Below are 19,999 nucleotides of genomic sequence, written 5' to 3' on the forward strand. Positions count from 1 at the left end.
GTAGACGACATGACGGGTGTGGCGAACACTGAGTTCATGGCTCGCAAGGTGGTGATCGTCGGCTTCCCCGCCGTTCAGGCGCTCGATGTGGTGGGGCCCCACGACGTCTTCACCACCGCGTCCCTGCTGACCGGTGGCGGTTACGAGGTCGCCATGTCCTCCCCCGACGGCGAACCCGTGACCACGTCCACCGGTTTGAAGTTCGTGGCGGAACCGCTGCCGGATCCGTGCGATGCCATCGACACGGTCGTGCTGCCGGGCGGCGGCGGCGTCGACGCGGCGCGCTGCAATCCCGAACTGATGGACTGGATCAAGGCGGTCTCCGGAAACGCTCGACGCGTGGTCAGCGTCTGCACCGGCGCGTTTCTCGCGGCCGAGTCGGGCCTTCTCGACGGCTGCCGGGCGACCACCCACTGGGCCTTCGCCGAGCGGTTGGCCAGCGAGTTCCCCAACGTCGATGTGGATCCGGACCCGATCTTCGTCCGTAGCTCAGACCGGGTGTGGACGGCCGCGGGAGTCACCGCCGGCATCGATCTCGCGCTCTCGCTGGTCGAGGACGACCACGGCACCGAGATCGCGCAGACGGCGGCGCGCTGGCTCGTCCTGTACCTGCGCCGCCCCGGCGGACAGACGCAGTTCGCGGCCCCGGTGTGGATGCCGCGCGCCAAGCGGGCCCCGATCCGCGAGGTGCAGGAGGCCATCGAGGCCGAGCCCGGCCACCCGCACAGCATCGGCGACCTCGCCCGCCGGGCGGCAATGAGCCCCCGTCATTTCACCCGGGTGTTCACCGACGAGGTCGGCGAGGCGCCCGGACACTACGTCGAACGCATTCGCACCGAGGCCGCGCGCCGGCAGCTGGAACAGACCGACGACACCGTCGTCGCGATCGCTTCCCGCTGCGGCTTCGGCACGGCGGAAACGATGCGGCGCAATTTCCTTCGCCGCGTGGGCATTTCGCCCGACCAATACCGCAAGGCCTTCGCCTGATCCCGAAAGGAATACACCGATGACTCAAATCGCGATCGTGACCTATCCAGGATTCACCGCGCTGGACATGATCGGCCCGTACGAGATATTGCGAAATTTGCCCGACGCCGAGGTGCGATTTGTGTGGCACGAGGCCGGACCGATCACCGCCGACTCCGGTGTGCTGGTCATCGGCGCCACGCACTCGTTGGCGGAAACCCCTTCGCCCGACGTCATTCTCGTGCCGGGAGGCCAGTCGACTCCGGTGCACGCCCGTGACGAAGTGCTGCTCGACTGGCTGCGGCGGGCCCACCGGACCGCGAGCTGGACGACGTCCGTGTGTTCGGGCTCGGTGCTCCTGGCCGCCGCAGGCCTGCTCGAGGGCAAGCGGGCGACGTCGCACTGGCTCGCCGTCCCCGCTTTGAAGGCGTTCGGCGCGATCCCGGTCGCCGACGAGCGGATCGTGCAGCAAGGAAACATCGTCACGGGAGCGGGCGTGTCCGCCGGGCTCGACCTGGCGCTGTGGCTGGCCGGACAGATCGGCGGCGAAAACCGTGCCAAGACAATCCAGCTCGCGATCGAATACGACCCGCAGCCGCCGTTCGACTCGGGCCACATGTCGAAGGCGTCGGCGACCACGAAGGTGGCCGCGACCGCGCTGCTCTCCCGGGACAGCGTGAAGCCCGCCAACATGAAGGCCGTGACGATGCTGGCCTGGGACCAGGCGCTGGCGGCTGTCCGGTCGCGACGGCGGGGCCGCGCCGCTTCGGCCACATCAGTCGCGCCCGGGAAGTCATGATGCGACTCTGAAAAGCCCTAACGCTTCGGCGAGAGTTGTTGTCGCGCTGAGTGGTTAAGCGTTGGGCTGCAAGATCTCGCTGGATTCGAGTTGGCCGCCGGCCTGCAACCACGCCGCGACCACGCCCGGTGCGTCGCGGTTCGGGTTGTAGATGTCCTCCTCGCTGGAGAACAGGCCGTTGCCGGCGTAGACGAGCCGGGTCCAGTTCGGGAACCAGAACGGTTCACCGTCCGGATCGGTGGGATGGTCGAGCAAATTCTTGATCATCACGACGACGGCGTCGTTGTCCTCGTCGTACGCGACCCAGTCGTTGGGAAAGCGCATGTGCGGGAAGGGCGCCATCACCGCGACGATCCAGTCCCGAACCGCCTCACGCCCGCTGAAGGTGCCGTAGTGATGCTCGGTGTAGACGACGTCTTCGGTGAATAGATCCGCGAAAGGTCGCCAGTCACCTGACGCGCTGCACCCTTCGACGACCCGCGTGTAATTTTCGATGGCGCTATCGATTTCTGCCCTGGTGAAATTGCCCATAGCGGACACACTAGAACGTGTTCTGGTTCCGGGTCACTCGTGCGAATGGGGTTTTGGAATGAACGTGTTGGAGATGTTCGACTTGCGCGGCAAGCGGGCCTTGGTCACCGGGGCGTCCAGTGGAATCGGCAAGAAAGTGGCGCAGGCCTATCTCCAAGCCGGTGCCCACGTAGCCCTTGCGGCGCGACATTCCGACGTTCTGGAAAGCGTCGCCACCGAGATCTCGACGGACGGTGACGGCAAAGTCGTACCGATCCGTTGCGACGTCACCCAGCCCGACCAGGTGGACGAAATGCTGGACCGGGTGACGACGGAGCTGGGTGGCATCGACATTGCGGTCTGCAACGCTGGGATCATCACCGACACCCCGATGCTGGAGATGTCGCCGGAAGAATTCCAGCGCATCCAGAACACCAATGTGACGGGGGTTTTCCTCACCGCCCAGGCGGCGGCTCGCGCGATGGTCGCGCAAGGCGAGGGTGGCGCCATCATCACCACCGCCTCGATGTCGGGACACATCATCAACATCCCGCAGACTGTCGGTCACTACTGTGCCTCCAAGGCGGCGGTCATTCACCTGACCAAGGCCATGGCCGTCGAGCTTGCGCCGCACAACATCCGCGTCAACAGCGTGAGCCCGGGTTACATCCTCACCGAGCTCGTCGAACCCCTCGCGGAGTACCACCGGCTGTGGGAACCGAAGATCCCGCTGGGGCGCATCGGCCGTCCGGAAGAACTCACCGGGCTCTACCTGTATCTCGCCAGCGCCGCCTCCAGCTACATGACCGGCTCGGACGTCGTGATCGACGGCGGGTACACCTGCCCGTAGTCATCGGGCGCGGGGCTAGCTCTCCAGCTCGCCGGAGATTCCGCGCTCGATGCCGGCCTGTGCCGCGGCCGGCAACACGATGAGACCGTCCAGCTCTTGGCGCGCCAACTCATACGCGCGCTGGCGTTCCTGCGGCGCCGCCGCGGAGTCCGACGCGACCCGTAACAAGTTCTGCGCGCGGGCAATTCGCTGTTGGTCGGCCTGAGAAAAGTCGTTGCGGCGCCTGCGCGCCGCTTCAGCCTCCGCGGCATTGAACGCCGTCACATAGTCCTCGACGGCGGCCATGTACTGGGTGGCGGCGTCGCGGTCGTCGAGCAGATCTTCGGCCTTCCCCGGGCGCAGGAAGTCGGCTCGCAGCTTGGCTTTATGGAAGGCGATCGTCAGCGGGTCGCGCATGTCGGTCATCAGCGGAAAGTCCAGGAGCTTGGCGACGTCCAGTTCGTATTCGAGCCAGCGCGCATCCGTGCGGCCGTGCTCGTCGAGGACGCGCCGCAGCGAGCGCCACTGGGCGATGTGGTTATTGCCGGTGCCCGCCGAGTCCGCGGCATCGGGCATGGGTGCCCGATCGGCCGGCTGTTCGGGTCGCCTCCGGTTGCCGGTCAACGCTCTGACCGCGGCCACGATCACACCGGTGAGTGGCAGGAGAACAATCAGCAGTTCCACGAGCCGGATGAGCAAACCCACATGGCCAGGATGCCACCCGCGTGGCCGCCGCGGTGGTGCGGTTTGCCTGTTTAGCGGCCGCCCAGCGTGCCGCTCAGGTATTGGTCGCGGCACGCCCTGCGGGCGAGCTTGCCGCTGGTGGTTCGCGGGATGGCGCCGGCCGGCAGGAAGAGCACGTCGGCGGGTTGCAGTCCGTGTCGGTCCAGGACCGCCGAACGGATCGCCTCTGTCGCCGGTTCCGGATCCGCGCGGCTGGTGCGCGCTGCACGCTCGGCGACGACCACCAGGCGTTGGCTCGACGCGTCCGGGCCCTCGGCCGGCACCGCGAACGCCGTCACGTATCCCCGCCGGACGAGCGGCGAGGCCTCGGCAACCGTGGCTTCGATGTCCTGCGGGTAGTGGTTGCGACCGTCGACGGTGATCAGGTCCACGACCCGTCCCGTCACGTAGAGCTCACCATCGAGATACACGCCCAGGTCGCCGCTGCGCAGCCAGCGGCCCTCGGCGTCCGCGCCCTCGGTGTGGCTGCCGTCGGCCAGCCGGGATCGCAGCTTGGCGCCGAATGCCAGCCGCGTTTCGTCGGGCATCCGCCAGTAGCCACGGGCGACGTTGTTGCCCTGCACCCAGATCTCGCCGACCTCGCCGTCGGGCAGCTCGGATTCGGTATCGCGGTCGACGATCACCGCCCACTCGCTGCGGGCCACCTGGCCGCACGACACCTGCACCACGGCGTCGGGAGAATCCTCGGAGACGCGGACGGCGTGGCCGGCGCTCAGCTGCTCGCGGTCGAGGTACACCACCGATGCCTCGGCGCCGGTCGCGGTGGTCGCCACGAACAGGGTCGCCTCCGCGATGCCGTACGAAGGCTTGAACGCCGTGCGCGGCAACCCATATGGAGCGAACGCCTTGTTGAACGTCTGCATCGCGTCGGCGCTGACCGGTTCGGAACCGATGATCATCACCACGTTGCTCAGGTCGATGTCATCGCCGGGGCCGGGAAGGCCGCGCTGCGCGGTCCACTCGTAGGCGAAGTTGGGCGCGGCGGTGACGACGTTGCCCGTCTTCGACTCCGCCGACAGCGCCTGAATCCACCGCAACGGCCTGCGCACGAACGCGGCGGGGGCCATCAGTGTCGAATGGCCGCCGTAGACCGCGGGAAAGCCGATCATGGACAAACCCATGTCGTGATAGAGCGGCAACCAGCTGACGCCGTGGGTGTTTCGGTCGAGCAGGTCGATCGACAGGATCATCTGCACCAGATTGGTGCCCACCGCGCGGTGCGTGATCTCCACACCCACCGGTGGCCGTGTCGAGCCCGAGGTGTACTGCAGGTGCGAGACGCGGTCGACGTCGAGTTCGGCGTGCACGAACGACTCCCCGTCGGAGTCGGGTATCTCGTCGATGATCAGGACGTCCGGCTTGCGCACTCCGGAAAGGTTTCCCAGGAACCCTTCGACCGCGTCCTTGGCCGCCGCCGTGGTGAGCACGACGCGGGGTTCGGAATCGCGCAGGGCCGTGTCGAGGCGTTCCGCGTGGCCGGGCAGTTCGGGGGCGAACAGCGGCACCGCGATGGTGCCCGCCTGGACCGTCGCGTAGAAACCGGCGACGTAGTCGATGCCCTGCGGCGCGAGGATCGCGACCCGGTCGCCGTCGGCCGCAAGCTGCTGCACGCGCGCGCCGATGGCGTTCAGCCGAACGCCCAACTGCGACCAGGTCACCTCGCTCACGTCCCCTTCCGAGCGGGCGTGGTCGATGTAGCGATACGCCACCTGGTCGCCGACACTGGCGACGTTGCGCGCGATGAGCGAGATCAGCGTGGTGCCTGCCGGCGCCGCGATGTGACCGTCGGCGTCCAGGCAGTCCTCTATACGCAGCAAGCCGTTTGGCGCCCCAGCGTGCTGATGGGATCCGGAATCCATGAACGCAAGTCTAGGTGCGCGCGACTGCGTGCCTTCTCCTCCGGCCACCGCTGGCAGACGGCGATCCGGGTGGCAATAATCCTCTACATCGCCATCGAGTTCGCCGAAATTCACCTTTTCGCAACCTGCCAGGAGTTGGGTTTCGAGATGTCGACGAGACCGCAACGCTGGCGGAGAGATTAAGGAAACCCATGACCACGACGGAAGAACCGACCGAAGAACCGACGGAAGAACGGCGACCGGGCATCATCCAGCGGTTCACCGGGCTGTGCGTCCGGTACGTGGAACGCCTCATGCCCGACCCGTATCTCTTCGCGGTCATCCTGACCCTCATCGTCGTCGCGCTCGTGGCGCTGCTCGTCCACGGCGCGACGTTCACCGGCATCGTCAAGGCGTGGTACGGCGGCGTCTGGGGACCGCAGAACATCTTCACGTTCGCGTTCCAGATGGTGCTGGTCCTGGTGACGGGCTACACGCTGGCCGAGGCGCCGATCCTAAAACGCGCCATCGTCTACATCGCGGGTAAGCCCACCAACCAGGTTCAGGGGGCGCTGCTGTGCTTCGGCGTCAGCACCGTCTTCTCCCTGCTGAACTGGGGGCTCGGGCTGGTGTCGGGTGCGCTCGTCGCGCGCCAGGTCGCCAAGCGGCTCGATGGCGCGCATTTCGGTTATCTCATCGCGACCGGGTTCATGGGCTACCTCGTCTGGACGCAGGGCCTGTCGTCGTCGATCGCTCTCGCCAACACCGACACCTCGAGCCCGATCAACGTGATCCACAAGATCACCGGCATGACCGTTCCGTTGTCGTTGACCGTCTTCCAGCCCTACAACTGGGTCGCCGTGCTCGTCGTCGTGTTTCTGCTCGCCATCGCGATCTGGCGAATGGCGCCCGCGGATGGTCTCGAACCGGACCCGGCGGTCTTCGAGGAGGAGCCGGAACCCCAGGCGCCCACCGGCAAGCGGACGCCCGCGGAATGGCTGGAGAATCTCTGGATCCTCAACGTGCTGGTCTTTGCCGCGGGCATCACGTATTTCGTGCTGAGCGGTTTCGCGCTGAACATCTCCTCGATGATCATGCTGTTCACCATCACGAGCGCTCTGCTGCACGTCACGCCGATTCGCTTCATCAGGGCCTTCTCCAACGCGGCCCGGGTGTCCGGCCCGTTGCTGCTGCAATACCCCCTGTACGGCGGCATCGTGGGTCTCCTGGGATATCTGCCCTCGCATTCGAAGGCGTTGCAGACGGTGCTGGCCGAGGCGGTGGTGCACGGCGCCGACCAGTACACGCTGCCCTTCTTCACGTTCCTCGGCTCGGTGCTGATCTCGTTGTTCGTGCCGTCCGGCGGCGGGCACTGGGCGGTGCAGGGACCCATCGCGGTCGACTCGGCGCTGGCCGTCGGCCAGCACTCGCGGACCTACCTCGGGCTGATCTCGATGTCGGTCGCCGACGGCGAGGGCGTCGCGAACATGGTCCAGCCGTTCTGGCTGCTGCCGGTGCTCGCCATCGCCAAGCTCAATGTCCGCCAGGTGATGGGGTTTACGGTGATTGCCTTCCTGATCGGCTTCGCGGTATCCAGCGCCGCGATCCTGATCGCGCCGCATGTGATCTGAAAAGATGGCCGACTCCCCCACGGCCCGCGTCGCGGCCGCGTACCGCAGAATCGCCGAAGTCGACCGGCCCGAGGTGTGGATCACGCTGCGCGAGCAGGCCGACGTCCTCGCCGACGCCGCCGGGGTCGAACAGCGCGCCGCCGCGGGCGATGACGTGCCATTGGCGGGACTGATCGTCGCCGTCAAGGACAACATCGACGTCGCGGGCCTACCGACCACCGCGGCGTGCCCCGAGTTCGCCTACACGCCCACCAGCACCGCAGCGGCGGTCGAACGACTGCTCGCCGCGGGGGCGGTCGTGCTCGGCAAAGCCAACCTCGACCAGTTCGGCACGGGATTGGTCGGGACCCGCAGTCCCTATGGCGCCGTGCGCAATTCGCACCATCCGCAGCTGGTCTCCGGCGGCTCCAGCTCCGGTCCGGCCGTGGCCGTCGCGTTGGGCATCGCCGACATCGGTGTCGGCACCGACACCGCGGGATCCGTCCGCGTGCCGGCCGCGCTGAACGGCGTCGCCGGCATCAAGCCCACGCTCGGGATCGTCCCCACGCACGGGGTCGTCCCCGCCTGCGCCAGCTTCGACGCCGTCTCCGTGCTCGCGGCGGACGTCGGCCTGGCGGCCGCCGCGGTCGCCGTGATCGCGGGCCCGGACTCGCGGGACCCGCGCAGCCGCGGCTGGCCCGCCGACCTCAGGCTCGCGGCGCCCGCCGCGCCGCGACTGGCCGTCCCCGACGCCGCCAACCTGGCTGCGGTCAGCGACGCCTACCGGGATGCGTTCGAGCGCACCGTCGCACGCGCCGCGAGAGCGGGCCTGCGCATCGAACCGCTCGACATCTCGGTCCTGCTGGAGGCGGCGCTGCTGCTCTACGACGGCGCGTTCGTCGCCGAACGCTACGACGCGGTCGGCGAATTCCTCGACACCGCTCCCCCGGGCGCGGATCCGGTTGTCACACAGGTCATCACCGCGGCACGCTCCGTCACCGGCGTCGCATTCGCCGCCGACTTGAACGCGCTGATGCGCGCGCGGTCCGCCGCCGCGGATCTGCTGGCCGGATTCGACGGATTGCTGCTGCCGACCACCACCGAACACCCGTCCCTGGACGAGGTGCGTGCCGACCCCTACGCGATCAACCGGCGGATGGGGACGTACACCAACTTCTGCAACCTGCTCGATATGGCCGCGGTCGCCCTCCCGGGTGAGCCGACGATGAGCGGCACCCCGTTCGGGGTGACGATCGTGGTCCCGGCATTCCACGACCAGGTCGCCGTCGACATCGCCGCGCGCCTCAGCGGCTGCGCCTCAGCTCTTTTGACGGAAGCGAGCTGCGAACTAGCGGTATTCGACGCACATGTCGACGGGCTGCTCGAGCAACTCGGCGCCCGCCACGTCGGGGAAGTCGAGACGGCAAAGGGCCGCGGCGAGGTGTTCCGGATCTCCGAGGCGGGGCTGGGTCGCCTGGTGGCGACGTTGCCGGCGCAGGTGTCGATGGCCGGCGTCGAGCTGGCGGACGGGCGCCGCGTCGTCGGGTTGGCCGCCGAGCCCCACTGACCGGCCGCGCACCACGGGCGGTAGCGTTTGCGGGCATGTCGGGCCGCGCATTCTCCTTCGAAGTCAATCGCACGAGCACCGCGCCCGCCGCGACGCTGTTCCGGCTCGTGACGGACGGCGCCAACTGGTCGAAGTGGGCCAAGCCGATCGTCGTTCATTCCAGCTGGGCGCGCCAAGGTGACCCCGCGCCGGGTGGAGTCGGCGCCATCCGCAAGGTGGGAATGTGGCCGATGCTGGTGCAGGAGGAGACCGTCGAGTACGAGCAGGATCGGCGGCACGCCTACAAACTGGTCGGGCCCCCGACACCGGCCAAGGACTACGCCGGCGAGGTGGTCCTGACGCCGAATGCGGCGGGCGGCACCGACATCCGCTGGACCGGCGCGTTCACCGAGGGGGTTCGGGGAACGGGGCCGGTGATGCGCGCGGCCATGGGGGGTGCGGTCGCATTCTTCGCGAGCCGGCTGGTCAAGGCCGCCGAGCGCGAAACGAACGCCGGCCGCTAACTGTTCGCACAGCGCATGACGGCCGCACCGAGCGGCCGCCACGCATTGAAGCAAGCTCTACGGGTTGTTGAACTGGTTCTCGTACAGCTGTTGCTGCTGCATGTCCTGATTGAACTGCTGCTGAGCCTCGTCGTTTTGTTCTTGCGCCTGCTGCTCGGACTGCAGCATCTGCTGCAGGTTCTGTTGTTGCTGCAGTTGGGCTTGATCGTCGTCGGAGTCGGTGGCGAACCCGCCCGTGCCGGACAGCCCCGGTGGCGCCAGCGGAAATGCCGTGTCCGCCAGGCGCACTGATCCCGATCCGAGCGTGGCTGCCGCCGGGCCGGCCGCGTGGAAAAGGGTGAGCAGCGCGACGGTCGCGGCGCCCGCGAAAATGAGCTGCATCATTCGTAATCGCCGACGACGGGCGCCGGCCGCGGTGGTGTTCTCGTGAGGGGTGGTGGTGTTCATCCTTCATGTGTGCTCCCCGTCACTAGCTGCCAACTGAGACGTCGCTGTCGCTGGACTTTGAAAACTCTGGTGAATCGACGCCCGCGCGCTCTTCACTACTCTGGACGAAGTGACTGACGTCGTCATCGTGGGCGGGGGTCCCAACGGCCTGATGCTCGCCGGTGAGCTAGGGCTGGCAGGGATCAAACCCGTGGTGCTGGATCCGATGCCGGGCCCCAATTCGCAGCGACGGGCGAACGGTGTTATCGGGCAAGGGGTTCGGATCCTCGATCACCGCGGCCTGTACCGCCTGCTCGCGGACACCGATCAGCCGCCGCAACTCAACCCCCGGGCGATGTTCGCGGCCTTCCCCCTCGACGCGACGCTGGTGCCCGATTCGCAGATCTTTCTGCTGCCAGTTCAACAACCCAGGCTGGTTGAGGTGCTGGCGGAGCGGGCGAGCGCACACGACGCCGACATCCGTTGGGGCCATTCGCTTACCGGCTTCGATCAGCACGACGACGCGGTCACGGTGCGTGTCACCGGCCCTGACGGCGCCTACGAGCTGACGGCCGAGTACCTCGTCGGCGCCGACGGCGGCACCAGCACAACCCGCAAGCTGGCCGGCATCGACTTCCCCGGCATGTCCTCGTACGACGCGACTGTCCGAATGGGATTCGACGTGCTCCCACCACTTGAATGGATCGATCCGGTCAGCGGCGGGCTGGACATCCCCGGGTATGGCCGCCTGCCGCCCCTGCGGTTCTATCGGGCCGAGCGGGGTGTCTTCGCGTACGGCGCGCTCGGGGGCAGGGCGGCCGTGCTTATCTTCGAGTTGGACAGCTCGGCTCGCGAAGACCGGCGCGACGATGACGTCGACGGGTCGCCCATGAGCCTTGGGGAATTGGAGGCCACGGCCAAGCGTGTCCTCGGTATTGACGTGCCGTTGCGGCCCGCGGTCCCCGATGCGCCGCTCGACCTGCGTCGGTTCTGTGGCATCAATTCCCGGATCGCGTCGCGGTATCGGTTGGGTCGGGTGATTCTGGTCGGCGACGCCGCGCATGTGCACTCCCCGATGGGCGGGCCGGGACTCAACCTCGGTTTGCAGGACGCGGTGAACCTCGGCTGGAAGCTGGCGGCGGTGGTCAGCGGCCGGGTCGATGACGCGCTGCTCGACACCTACGAGACCGAACGCCGGCGCGCCGCCGAACGCGTCATCATGCACAGCCGCGCCCAGCTGGCGCTCGTCCGACCCGGACCCGAGGTGACGGCCCTGCGTGAACTGTTCTCCGAGTTGGTCACCGACTCCGACGTCGCCCGGCGCCTCAGCAACCTGATATCGGGGGCCGAAAACCGTTACATCACAGGCGCTTCGGCCCACCCGCTGGCCGGGTACTGGGTGCCCGACTTCGCGGTGGCGGACGCCGGCGGCACGCGTCGCATCGCCGAGTTCGCGCGGTCCGGCCGGCCACTGCTGGTCGACCTCACCGACGGGGGTGGCGTGGCGACCACGCTCGCGGACGTGACGGACCGGCTGACGGTCGCCGTCGGCACACCGGTCGGTGAGGTGGCCGCCACGGCGCTTCTGGTGCGTCCCGACGGCTATGTGGCGTGGGCATCGTCGGCGGCCGCACCCGATCCCGCGGAAGTCCGCGAGACGCTGGCGCGGTGGTTCGGCATCGCTACTTAGCGCCGATCTCGTCCTGATACTTCTTCGTCATGTGCGCGACGGCCTGGTTCTGCGATTCCGCGAGCCCCTCACGCACCTCGCTGGCGCGGGTGGCGGCATCCAGCGTCGGCTGCGCCTGGCCCTGGAAGTGCGGCACCACCTCGGCCGCGAACAATTCCGCCGACCGTTTGGTCGCCGCGGGATTGGCCCACTCGTGGCCCATCTGCAGCATGCAGCCGAATCCGCCGGACTGGTCCCACATCCGCTGCACCTGTTCGCGTGCCCGTTCCGGAGTGCCGATCACACCGGCGCCGTTCTCATTGATGACGTCGATCATCTCGTCGATCTGCTCCCCCGGCATCGTCATTTGCGGGAACGCGGCGACCTTCTGGAAATACCGAAACCACGGCTCGAGGCCGAATTTCACGTCCTCGCGCGCCTGCTTGTCGGTCTCGGCGATGTGGAACGGCCCGACCAGACTCCAGTTCTTGCGATCGACCTTGGTGCCGAACGCGGCCGCACGCTCCTCGACGATGTCCCAGTGATACTGCAGCGCGTTGAAGCCCTCCACGGTCAGCGTCGCACCAATCGACAGCAGGCCGATGCCATGCTTGCCCGCCAGCCGCGCGCCCGTCGGCGAGGCGACCGCGGCCACCGCCAGCGGCACCCCGGCTTCGGAGTAGGGGGCAAGCTGCAGCTTGGCGTTGTGCAACTCGTGCGTCGGGGTCTTCGCGCTCACGGTCTCTCCCGCCAGCAACCGGACCACGATGTCGAGATTTGTCTCCAGCAACTCGCGGGTGTCGGTCGGCGTCAGACCGATCATCGACGAGTCGCTGGGCAGCGAGCCGGGTCCCACCCCTCCGATCACGCGGCCGTGGGTGAGGTGGTCGAGCATCATCAGCCGGTCGGCGACCCAGAGCGGGTTGTGGTAGGCGAGCGAGATCACTCCGGTGCAAAGCTTGATCCACTTGGTCCGCTCGGCGGCCGCGGCGATGAAGATCTCCGGCGAGGCGATGAGTTCGCTTCCCGCGGAATGGTGTTCACCGATCCACGCCTCGTCGAAGCCCAGGGCATCCAGATGCTCGACGAATTCCAGGTCACGTTGCAGGGCCAGCGTCGGATTGGTGCCCGCCCGATGAAACGGGGCGATGAAGTATCCGAACCTGAGCTTCGACATTGAAGTCCCCTTGCATTCGAGTTGCGGAGAACCATAACTCGGAATGGGGGTTTGGCCCTAGGCCACAAGGGAAGTCGGTGGCACAGAAATGTTCCTGCTCAGCCGATGGGGCCGAGTAATCCCGGCCCCACCGGCTATAGGGAGCAAGTCTTTCGGATGGGTCAGCCGCCGCCGCAGATGTTGCCGACGCAACCGCCGCCGCCACCGGGTCCGCCGCCGCCACCGCCGACGCCCGGAATGCTGCCGCTACCGCCGCCGGGGCCGCCGCCACCGGTCGGTCCGCCCGGGATGCTGCCGCTGCCGCCATTCGGCCCGCCACCGCCGTTGGGTCCTCCGGGGGCGCCTCCGCCGCCGCCATCCGGTCCGCCTCCGCCGGTCGGTCCGCCCGTGGACGGCGCGGGCGCCACGCTGGACGTGGGACTGGTCGTTGTTGAGGTCGAGGTGCTCGGTCCTTTATGGCCGCCGCCACATGCAACCGTCAACACAAGCATTGCGGCGCCGCCGAAAAGTGCGACCGCAGTCCTGGCCCCCGACTTCATCTTCAATCCCCAATCCGCTTCCGCCACATCGCGTGCAGTCCACTTCGAGTTACCCCGGGGGGTCTCGCGGCAAACTCAGAACGGCGGTGGAATCCGAGCAAAAGAATCCGATGGCCCGCTACTGGTTAGTAGCTGGGCCATCGGCGAATTCGACCGGCCTGTCGCTAGCAGTTCGCCCCGGATATGCAGCCGGCGAGGGTTGTGCCGTGCACGCCGGGGTCGGCCGCGTCGCGCCGGGCGGGCGTGGCGCTGGACGACGCGTGCGCGGGCATCCGAAATCGCCGCAGCCGTTCGGACTTCGGTGGGGTGGCGGCGCCGCTGCCTACCCTTCCTTGGTGATCAGCTTGCGCAGCGCCACGCGGTCGGGCTTGAGCAGCTCGGCGATGCGCGGCTTGTTCACCTCGGCGACGATGATCTCGCCGACCTCCTGATAGACCTCGCTGAAGATCCCGTGGGACTTCATCTTCTCGGTCTGATACTGGTTGTCCTCGGTCGGCGTCACGTAGATCACCGCGTCGGCCTTGAAGCGGTTCACCAGCCAGAGGTGGATCAGCGTCATCAACCGCTTCTGGCGCAGCTTCTCGGCGAAGGTGTTCTGGTCGCGCACCTGCAGGATGCTGCGGCCGTGCCGGTCCTTGATCGGGTCGACAACGACGTTGGCCAGCTGCTCGCCGCCGTCGCCGACGATCCCGAGCTCGAGAACGTCCGAGCCCGCACGCCGCGGCCGCAGTGTGACCCGCAGGTTCTCGCCCAGCTGATAGTGCTCGCTCCACAGGGCCAGCCATTCCTCGAGCAGCTTCTTGGGCACCTCGGTCTGCACCAGATGCTGATGCTGGGTCGAGCCCTTCCCCATCGCCTTGGTGGTCGCGGTGCGTCCCGAGGAAGCGGTGAGCGCGGCGTCGCTGCGTGGGCCGCCGACCAGGGTCTGCGGAGTGCGGTACGGCGACTCGACCAGCCGCATCTTGCGCTGCAGCCGAGCCAGCGCCAGCATGCCGTCCTGCCTGAGGTTGGCGGCGAACTCCTCGGCGGCGACACCGTCGATCTGGTGTCCGCCGTAGGTGATGAAGTTGAAGACGAAGCCCATCTTGCCGAGCTCCTCAGGGAAGCGCTTCATCTCCTCGTCGCTCATGCCGGTGGTGTCCCAGTTGAACGACGGCGAGAGGTTGTACGCCAGCATCTGGTCGGGGAACTCGGCGTGGATCGCGTCGGCGAACTGCTTGGCATCGGCCAGGTCCGCGGTCTTCGTCTCCATCCAGAGAATGTCGGCGAATGGCGCCGCGGCCAGCGACTTGGCGATTGCGTACGGAATGCCGCCGCGCACCTGGTAGTAGCCCTCGGGGGTCCGTGCCAGCTCGGGGCTCCAGTTCGGCGCGGCGCCCAGCTCTCGCGCCTTCTCCCGGGCGGCGTAGTGCGACGTCCGCGCGGCGAACTGCCGCCACTGGTCGGCGCTCATGCTCGCCGGCTCGTCTCCTTCGCTCTCGCCGAAGGCGAGCACCTCCGCGACGGCATCGCTGTAGGTCATCAGCCCGGCGTCGTCCTCCCAGGCGGCCACGAACCGCGACTCGACCTGGTCGAAAAGGTCGTCGATCGAGTGTTGCCCGTTCTCCCGCCAGGTGTTGACGGCCTCGGAGACCTGGCCCAGGATGCCCTGCCGCTCGAGCCAGGCGTTGGCAATGCCGTACTCGCTGTCGGCAAGCGCGTAGAGCAGGTGGCCGTTCAGTTCCTTGACGCCCAGCTCGTAGAACCGCCGCATCAGAGCCAGGAAGCAGCCCTTGTAGGAGGGAATATCCAGGTTGGTCGCGCCCAGCAGGAACGGCTGGTCGCGCTCGTCGGAGTTGCTGTCGATCAGGTTGGCCGCCTCGGCGTCGGTGCGCGCCACGATGATGCCGGGCACCTTCATGACGTCGAGCTGGAAGCGAGCGGTGTTGAGGCGCTTGATCTGTTCGTCGGACGGCACGAGAACCTTGCCGCCCTGATGGCCGCACTTCTTCGTGCCCGGACGCTGGTCTTCGATGTGGTAGCCGGGCACGCCGACCTCGACGAAACGCCGGATCAGGTTGCGCACGTGCGGGTCACCGCCGTGACCGGTGTCGGCGTCGGCGATGATGAACGGCCGGTAGTCGTACTGCTTAGTGGTGGCGCGCTGCTGCTCGCTCATCTGCAGCCGCAGGTACTCCTGGTTGCGGTCCGCGGTCAGCAGGGCGCGCACCAGCACCGCGGCGTCCTCGGGCACCTGGCTCAGTGGGTAGCTGGCCAGGTCCGGCCCCGGGTCCTCGGTGGTGGATCCCTTGGCGGACGTCGCCCAACCGCCGAGGTAAATCCCCTCGATGCCCATCCGCTTCATGCTGACGGCCTGCCCGGGCGAGTACGGACCGAACGTGGTGATGCTCTTCTTCTGCGCGAACAGCTCGCGCAGGCGAGGGTAGAAAGCAGTCGCCGCCTCGCGTGCGACCGCGTAGTCGGTCGGGATCGTGCCGCGCTGCTCCGCTACCTGGCGGGCCGTGTAGAGACGGATGATCCCCTCAAAGCGTGGGTCGTCGAAGTATCGCTGCGTGGCAGCGACCTGGTCTTCGAACGATGGCCGGACTTCGGTGTCCCTATCGATGATCGCCATTGGCTTACGCTCCTCTTCGGCACGTTACTGCTGAGTAGGAGTCTATCCCCGGACGTCACGGTTGAATCAGCGGCCGAAGTACTCAATCCAAATCCCTTGAGACACGCGCTGTCCTGGCGACTCAACCAGGATCGACTGCCGCGCGCCGCCGCAACCAGTCGCGTTGACGACCGACGAACTCCGCGTCGACGACGTCGCCGTGCCCCGGCACGTATATCGCTTCGGGTCCGCCGATCGCGAGCAGTCGATCGAGCGTCGCAGGCCACGCGGCGATATCGGAGTCGGCGTCGATCGCCGGGTCGCCGGACTCCTCGACGAGATCACCAGTGAACACGACGGTCCGGTCGGCGTTGCTGCGCACGATCACCACCAAGTCCGAGTTCGTGTGCCCACCACCGAGGTGGGTGCTCGTCACCATGTGGTCGCCCAGATCGATGACGGCGTCGTAGATCCCGTGCTGCGGCGGGCGCAAGGCCGCGATCGCGCGATCTATCTCCGCGGCGTCGGCGCCATGCCGCAGCGCGTCCTCGCGAAGCTCATCGGTTGCCTTCGTCAGGTATTCGGCGACCTCGGGCGCACAGGTGATATCGGCGTCGGCGAACCACGAGGAACCCAGAACATGGTCGAAGTGCTTGTGCGTCAACACAATATGAGTGACCCCGCGGCCGGCAAGCTCGCGGAGATCGGCGTCGATCGCCGACGCCTCGCGCAACGTCGTGCCGGTGTCGACGAGCAACGCCCCGGTGCGCCCCGCAACCAGTCCGATCGTGACATCGCAGAACGGTAGCCGGCAGCGATGCACGCTGTCGGTCAATCGTTCCCAGCCGAAATGCACAGTAAGCAAGGTAGCGCGGGCGCGCATGTGTCGGAAATTGTTGACATGTCGGAAATGCCCGACATATATTGGCGCAGTGGCCAGCACTGACCGGGTCTTTCTCGCCCTCGCCAATCCGGTACGTCGCGAACTGCTGGAGATCCTGTGCCTGCAACCGTTGTCGGCGGGACAACTCAGCGAACGGTTCGAGCTCAGCCGGCCCGCCGTCGCCGAGCACCTCAAGGTGTTGCGCGATGCCGGGCTGGTCGCCGACGAGCCGCAAGGGCGTCATCGCATCTATCGCCTGACCGCCGAACCGCTGGCGGCGCTGGGCGACTGGCTACATCCGTTCGAGAAGTTCTGGCGTTCGCGACTGGCCAGACTCGCCGAAGCAGCAGAGGAGCTGGAATGACTCAGACGTCGAAGACTGCGACCATTCGGGTGGATCAATTCGTGGCGGCGCCGCCGGCCAAAGTGTGGCGGTTGCTGACCGAGCCCGACCTGATGCGACTGTGGTGGGCCGAGGGAGAGGTGGCCGCGGTGGTCGGTCACCAGTTCACTCTCGACATGCCCGGGTATGGCAAGCAGCCTTGCAAGGTGCTCGAGGTCGACCAGCCACACCGGTTCGTCTACACGTTCACCCCTGCCTGGAAGCTCGCGTGGCGCCTGGAGCCGGAAGGCACCGGAACCCGAGTGTTCCTGGAGCACAGCGGATTTGACATGGATAACAGGCGGATGACCCAGGCCTTCGAGCAGATGGGGCCCGGTTGGCGCGACACCGTTCTCCCCCGCCTCGCCGACGTGGCCGTGCAGACCGGTTCCTAACCCAGGAGGACAACAGTGCGCGCAGTCGTGATCACCAAGCGGGGCGATCCCAGCGTCCTGCGGGTGCAGCAGTTCCCGGATCCGCCCGCACCCGGGCCCGGTCAGCTACGGATCGCCGTGCGCGCGGCGGGCGTGAACTTCGCCGATCATCTCGCCCGTGTCGGTCTGTATCCCGACGCGCCCAAGCTTCCGGCGGTGGTCGGCTACGAGGTCGCCGGGACGGTCGAAGCCGTCGGTGAGGGGGTGAGCGCGAGCCGCGTCGGCGAACGGGTGCTGGCCGGAACTCGATTCGGCGGCTACGCCGAGATCGTCAACGTCGCGGCGAACGACTCGGTCGCGCTGCCCGATTCGCTGAGCTTCGAACAGGGCGCCGCGGTCCCCGTCAACTACGCCACCGCGTGGGCGGCGCTGCACGGCTACGGGTCACTGCGGGCCGGCGAGCGGGTGCTGGTGCACGCTGCTGCCGGTGGCGTGGGGATCGCAGCCATCCAGTTCGCCAAAGCGGCCGGGGCCGAAGTGCACGGCACCGCCTCCCCCGGCAAGCACCAGAAGCTGGCCGAATTGGGAGTGGACCGCGCGATCGACTACCGCCGCGACGGCTGGTGGCACGGCCTGGGCCCGTATGACGTGGTGCTCGACGCGCTCGGCGGAACGTCACTGCGGCGGTCCTACGCATTGCTGCGCCCCGGGGGAAGGCTTGTCGGCTACGGGGTTTCGGCGATGCAGCAGGGCGAGAAGCGCTCGCTTCGCACGGCGGCTCCACAGGCGCTGGCGATGGTGCGCGGTTTCAACCTGCTCGACCAACTCTCGGATTCGAAAGCCGTGATCGGACTCAACATGTTGCGGCTGTGGGACGACCGCGGGACGCTCGAACCCTGGATCACCCCGCTGGCCGAGGCGCTGCGCGACGGCACCGCCTCCCCGGTCGTCCACGCGGTCGTGCCGTTCGCCGACGCCCCCAGAGCGCACCAGATCTTGGCGGCACGGGAGAACATCGGCAAGGTCGTGCTGGTGCCCTGATCGACGCCGGCCCGGCAAAGGTGTTTCCGGCGTGGTCGCAGGGGTTATCTCTGTGCGGTGGCCATCACCGAAACCCGCGAGGTCGTCATCGACGCGACACCCGACGAGATCATGGACGTGCTGTTCGACCTCGAGTCGTTGCCCGAGTGGTCCTCGGTCCATCGAAAGATAGAGATCCTCGAACGGGACGACCAAGGGCACCCCAGCAGATCCAAGCAGGTGGTGAAACTCGTCGGCGTCAGCGACGAACAGGAGCTGGCATACACCGTCCACGACGACGGCGTGGGTTGGACCCTGGTCAGTGCCAAACAGCAACGCGCGCAAGAGGGTCGGTACACGCTGACGCCCGAAGGCGACTCCACCCGGGTCCGCTTCGAACTCACCGTCGACCTGGTGGCGCCCGTGCCCGGATTCCTGGTCAAGAGGGGGGCCAAGAGCCTGATGGACACGGCCACCGAGGGGCTGCGCAAGCGGGTGCTGGAAGTGGAGAAGCGCGGCAAGTAGCGCACCCTAATCGCGGTGAAAGTCCTTCCGACCGCGGGCGCGCGAGTCAAACTGTTATTCATGAAATCGACGTCGGCGGGCACGCTTCATCGAATCGCGGCGATCATCGGAGCGCTGGCGATCGTGTCGGGGCTGGCCGGCTGCGGCGGCCAAGGTAACAGCCACCCGACGACCTCGTCGACGCCGAAGGTCACCACGCTCGGCCGGACGGCGCCGAACGCGCCCCCGGACGGGCCGTTGACGATCAGCAGCCCGGCCTTCACCGACGGTGCGCCGATTCCGGTGCAGTACACCTGCAAAGGCGCCGGCATCTCACCGCCGTTGGCGTGGTCGGCGCCCTTGGGTGGCGCCCTCGTCGTCGACGACCCCGACGCCGTCAACGGCCTCTACATCCACTGGGTCGTCGTCGGAATCGCCCCCGGCTCCGGTAGCACCGCCGATGGTCAGACTCCGGCCGGGGCGACCGCCCTGCCGAACACGGCCGGCCAGGCCGCGTACAAGGGTCCCTGTCCCCCGGCGGGAAGCGGCATACACCATTACCGGTTCACCCTCTACCAGCTGCCCGATGGCTATCAGCTGCCCGGCGGTCTGGCCGGTGTTCAGGCGGCGCAGACGATCGCCGGCGCCGCGACCGCGCAAGCGCAGCTCACCGGAATGTTCGGTGGCTGAGCCCGAGCCCGCCATGCCCACACCATCGACGGTAAACGTCACGCAGGCAATACAATTCGCCCAGCTCGTCAATGCGACCTACGCGACGCTGCCCGGCGATTTGACGAACAGGGCGGGTCAGGCGCTGAGCGCCGGCGGCGTCGACTACACCGTGGTCACCACGATCTATGCCAACGATCTGGCGACCGACATGGATCCGAGCCGAGCCGACGACGAAGTATCCATCGGGCTGATCTGCCAGGAGGACAAAACGGGCGACGTCGCCATCGCGATCCGCGGCACCGAAGGATGGCTGGAATGGATACACGACGCCGACTTTCTCCAGGTGCCGTGTCCGTTCCTGGCCGGCGCCGGTCACACGGAAGACGGCTTCACC

21 protein-coding genes are annotated in these 19,999 nt (G+C 67.5%); 13 read left to right on the forward strand and 8 right to left on the reverse strand.

Annotated features, from left to right (window positions below):
* Positions 1 to 36 precede the first annotated feature (36 nt).
* Together JOZ00_RS13205 and JOZ00_RS13210 are read left to right on the forward strand one after the other, a co-directional pair.
* Entirely contained in the window at positions 37 to 987 is a 951-nt protein-coding gene (locus JOZ00_RS13205; RefSeq protein WP_293344404.1) for a GlxA family transcriptional regulator, read from the forward strand.
* Between the two features lie 19 nt (positions 988 to 1,006).
* Positions 1,007 to 1,765 (forward strand): DJ-1/PfpI family protein, encoded by a 759-nt coding sequence (locus tag JOZ00_RS13210; RefSeq protein WP_293344405.1) that lies wholly within the window; start codon positions 1,007 to 1,009, stop codon positions 1,763 to 1,765.
* 54 nt (positions 1,766 to 1,819) lie between these two features.
* On the opposite strand, the gene JOZ00_RS13215 is transcribed toward JOZ00_RS13210, so the two are convergent.
* On the reverse strand, positions 1,820 to 2,296 hold the full coding sequence (locus tag JOZ00_RS13215; RefSeq protein ID WP_293344406.1) for a nuclear transport factor 2 family protein: 477 nt from the start codon (positions 2,294 to 2,296) through the stop codon (positions 1,820 to 1,822).
* A gap of 58 nt (positions 2,297 to 2,354) precedes the next feature.
* Between JOZ00_RS13215 and JOZ00_RS13220 the strand changes: the two genes are divergently transcribed.
* Positions 2,355 to 3,125, forward strand: coding sequence for an SDR family oxidoreductase (locus JOZ00_RS13220; RefSeq protein WP_293344407.1), 771 nt, complete (start codon positions 2,355 to 2,357; stop codon positions 3,123 to 3,125).
* 15 nt (positions 3,126 to 3,140) lie between these two features.
* On the opposite strand, the gene JOZ00_RS13225 is transcribed toward JOZ00_RS13220, so the two are convergent.
* Together JOZ00_RS13225 and JOZ00_RS13230 are read right to left on the reverse strand one after the other, a co-directional pair.
* On the reverse strand, positions 3,141 to 3,809 hold the full coding sequence (locus JOZ00_RS13225; protein WP_293344408.1) for a hypothetical protein: 669 nt from the start codon (positions 3,807 to 3,809) through the stop codon (positions 3,141 to 3,143).
* A gap of 50 nt (positions 3,810 to 3,859) precedes the next feature.
* A complete protein-coding gene (locus JOZ00_RS13230) occupies positions 3,860 to 5,707 on the reverse strand; it encodes a fatty acyl-AMP ligase (RefSeq protein WP_293344409.1) in 1,848 nt (615 codons plus the stop codon).
* Positions 5,708 to 5,898: 191 nt separating this feature from the next.
* Here JOZ00_RS13230 and JOZ00_RS13235 point away from each other — a divergent pair, with 191 nt between their 5' ends.
* Genes JOZ00_RS13235 through JOZ00_RS13245 form a run of 3 tightly spaced genes read left to right on the forward strand, consistent with a single transcriptional unit; the run spans position 5,899 to position 9,366 of the window.
* A complete protein-coding gene (locus JOZ00_RS13235) occupies positions 5,899 to 7,317 on the forward strand; it encodes a TIGR00366 family protein (RefSeq protein WP_293344410.1) in 1,419 nt (472 codons plus the stop codon).
* Between the two features lie 4 nt (positions 7,318 to 7,321).
* Positions 7,322 to 8,863 carry an allophanate hydrolase gene (locus tag JOZ00_RS13240; protein ID WP_293344411.1) on the forward strand — a complete coding sequence of 514 codons (1,542 nt, stop codon included), beginning with the start codon at positions 7,322 to 7,324 and terminating at the stop codon, positions 8,861 to 8,863.
* Positions 8,864 to 8,898: 35 nt separating this feature from the next.
* A complete protein-coding gene (locus JOZ00_RS13245; protein WP_293344412.1) occupies positions 8,899 to 9,366 on the forward strand; it encodes an SRPBCC family protein in 468 nt (155 codons plus the stop codon).
* 57 nt (positions 9,367 to 9,423) lie between these two features.
* Here the strand turns inward: JOZ00_RS13245 and JOZ00_RS13250 are convergent, their stop codons facing one another.
* On the reverse strand, positions 9,424 to 9,813 hold the full coding sequence (locus JOZ00_RS13250) for a hypothetical protein (RefSeq protein WP_293344413.1): 390 nt from the start codon (positions 9,811 to 9,813) through the stop codon (positions 9,424 to 9,426).
* Positions 9,814 to 9,922: 109 nt separating this feature from the next.
* On the opposite strand from JOZ00_RS13250, the gene JOZ00_RS13255 reads away from it, so the two are divergent.
* The gene (locus tag JOZ00_RS13255) at positions 9,923 to 11,482 is read left to right on the forward strand and encodes an FAD-dependent monooxygenase (protein ID WP_293344414.1); all 1,560 of its coding nucleotides are present in this window, start codon (positions 9,923 to 9,925) and stop codon (positions 11,480 to 11,482) included.
* On the opposite strand, the gene JOZ00_RS13260 is transcribed toward JOZ00_RS13255, so the two are convergent.
* The 4 genes from JOZ00_RS13260 to JOZ00_RS13275 form a co-directional block, all read right to left on the reverse strand.
* The gene (locus tag JOZ00_RS13260) at positions 11,475 to 12,638 is read right to left on the reverse strand and encodes an LLM class flavin-dependent oxidoreductase (RefSeq protein WP_293344415.1); all 1,164 of its coding nucleotides are present in this window, start codon (positions 12,636 to 12,638) and stop codon (positions 11,475 to 11,477) included. The two genes, JOZ00_RS13255 and JOZ00_RS13260, sit on opposite strands and share 8 nt — an antisense overlap.
* A 161-nt stretch (positions 12,639 to 12,799) precedes the next feature.
* A complete protein-coding gene (locus JOZ00_RS13265) occupies positions 12,800 to 13,177 on the reverse strand; it encodes a hypothetical protein (protein ID WP_293344424.1) in 378 nt (125 codons plus the stop codon).
* Between the two features lie 322 nt (positions 13,178 to 13,499).
* Positions 13,500 to 15,791: an isocitrate lyase ICL2 gene (gene aceA, locus JOZ00_RS13270; protein WP_293344416.1), complete on the reverse strand. Its 2,292-nt coding sequence runs from the start codon at positions 15,789 to 15,791 to the stop codon at positions 13,500 to 13,502.
* 121 nt (positions 15,792 to 15,912) lie between these two features.
* A complete protein-coding gene (locus JOZ00_RS13275) occupies positions 15,913 to 16,626 on the reverse strand; it encodes an MBL fold metallo-hydrolase (RefSeq protein ID WP_293344417.1) in 714 nt (237 codons plus the stop codon).
* A gap of 76 nt (positions 16,627 to 16,702) precedes the next feature.
* Between JOZ00_RS13275 and JOZ00_RS13280 the strand changes: the two genes are divergently transcribed.
* The 6 genes from JOZ00_RS13280 to JOZ00_RS13305 form a co-directional block, all read left to right on the forward strand.
* The gene (locus JOZ00_RS13280) at positions 16,703 to 17,017 is read left to right on the forward strand and encodes a metalloregulator ArsR/SmtB family transcription factor (protein WP_293344418.1); all 315 of its coding nucleotides are present in this window, start codon (positions 16,703 to 16,705) and stop codon (positions 17,015 to 17,017) included.
* The gene (locus JOZ00_RS13285; RefSeq protein WP_293344419.1) at positions 17,014 to 17,430 is read left to right on the forward strand and encodes an SRPBCC domain-containing protein; all 417 of its coding nucleotides are present in this window, start codon (positions 17,014 to 17,016) and stop codon (positions 17,428 to 17,430) included. The genes JOZ00_RS13280 and JOZ00_RS13285 overlap by 4 nt, the downstream gene beginning before the upstream one ends.
* Before the next feature lie 15 nt (positions 17,431 to 17,445).
* Complete coding sequence (locus JOZ00_RS13290) at positions 17,446 to 18,450, forward strand: medium chain dehydrogenase/reductase family protein (RefSeq protein ID WP_293344420.1); 1,005 nt, start codon at positions 17,446 to 17,448, stop codon at positions 18,448 to 18,450.
* 57 nt (positions 18,451 to 18,507) lie between these two features.
* Entirely contained in the window at positions 18,508 to 18,954 is a 447-nt protein-coding gene (locus JOZ00_RS13295; protein WP_293344421.1) for an SRPBCC family protein, read from the forward strand.
* A 60-nt stretch (positions 18,955 to 19,014) separates the two neighbouring features.
* Entirely contained in the window at positions 19,015 to 19,623 is a 609-nt protein-coding gene (locus JOZ00_RS13300) for a YbhB/YbcL family Raf kinase inhibitor-like protein (RefSeq protein WP_293344422.1), read from the forward strand.
* A partial coding sequence (locus JOZ00_RS13305) for a hypothetical protein (protein WP_293344423.1) occupies positions 19,616 to 19,999 on the forward strand: 384 nt, incomplete at its 3' end. The genes JOZ00_RS13300 and JOZ00_RS13305, both read left to right, overlap by 8 nt.

The sequence above is a fragment of the Mycobacterium sp. genome (assembly GCF_019243155.1).
Lineage (GTDB): Bacteria > Actinomycetota > Actinomycetes > Mycobacteriales > Mycobacteriaceae > Mycobacterium.

Coding starts and splice junctions, on each gene's coding strand:
- JOZ00_RS13210 (WP_293344405.1), top strand. CDS start 1,007: ATGACTCAAATCGCGATCGTGACCTATCCAGGATTCACCGCGCTGGAC.
- JOZ00_RS13260 (WP_293344415.1), bottom strand. CDS start 12,638: ATGTCGAAGCTCAGGTTCGGATACTTCATCGCCCCGTTTCATCGGGCG.
- JOZ00_RS13250 (WP_293344413.1), bottom strand. CDS start 9,813: ATGAACACCACCACCCCTCACGAGAACACCACCGCGGCCGGCGCCCGT.
- JOZ00_RS13240 (WP_293344411.1), top strand. CDS start 7,322: ATGGCCGACTCCCCCACGGCCCGCGTCGCGGCCGCGTACCGCAGAATC.
- aceA (WP_293344416.1), bottom strand. CDS start 15,791: ATGGCGATCATCGATAGGGACACCGAAGTCCGGCCATCGTTCGAAGAC.
- JOZ00_RS13205 (WP_293344404.1), top strand. CDS start 37: ATGGCTCGCAAGGTGGTGATCGTCGGCTTCCCCGCCGTTCAGGCGCTC.
- JOZ00_RS13215 (WP_293344406.1), bottom strand. CDS start 2,296: ATGGGCAATTTCACCAGGGCAGAAATCGATAGCGCCATCGAAAATTAC.
- JOZ00_RS13245 (WP_293344412.1), top strand. CDS start 8,899: ATGTCGGGCCGCGCATTCTCCTTCGAAGTCAATCGCACGAGCACCGCG.
- JOZ00_RS13300 (WP_293344422.1), top strand. CDS start 19,015: ATGAAATCGACGTCGGCGGGCACGCTTCATCGAATCGCGGCGATCATC.
- JOZ00_RS13265 (WP_293344424.1), bottom strand. CDS start 13,177: ATGAAGTCGGGGGCCAGGACTGCGGTCGCACTTTTCGGCGGCGCCGCA.
- JOZ00_RS13230 (WP_293344409.1), bottom strand. CDS start 5,707: ATGGATTCCGGATCCCATCAGCACGCTGGGGCGCCAAACGGCTTGCTG.
- JOZ00_RS13285 (WP_293344419.1), top strand. CDS start 17,014: ATGACTCAGACGTCGAAGACTGCGACCATTCGGGTGGATCAATTCGTG.
- JOZ00_RS13220 (WP_293344407.1), top strand. CDS start 2,355: ATGAACGTGTTGGAGATGTTCGACTTGCGCGGCAAGCGGGCCTTGGTC.
- JOZ00_RS13235 (WP_293344410.1), top strand. CDS start 5,899: ATGACCACGACGGAAGAACCGACCGAAGAACCGACGGAAGAACGGCGA.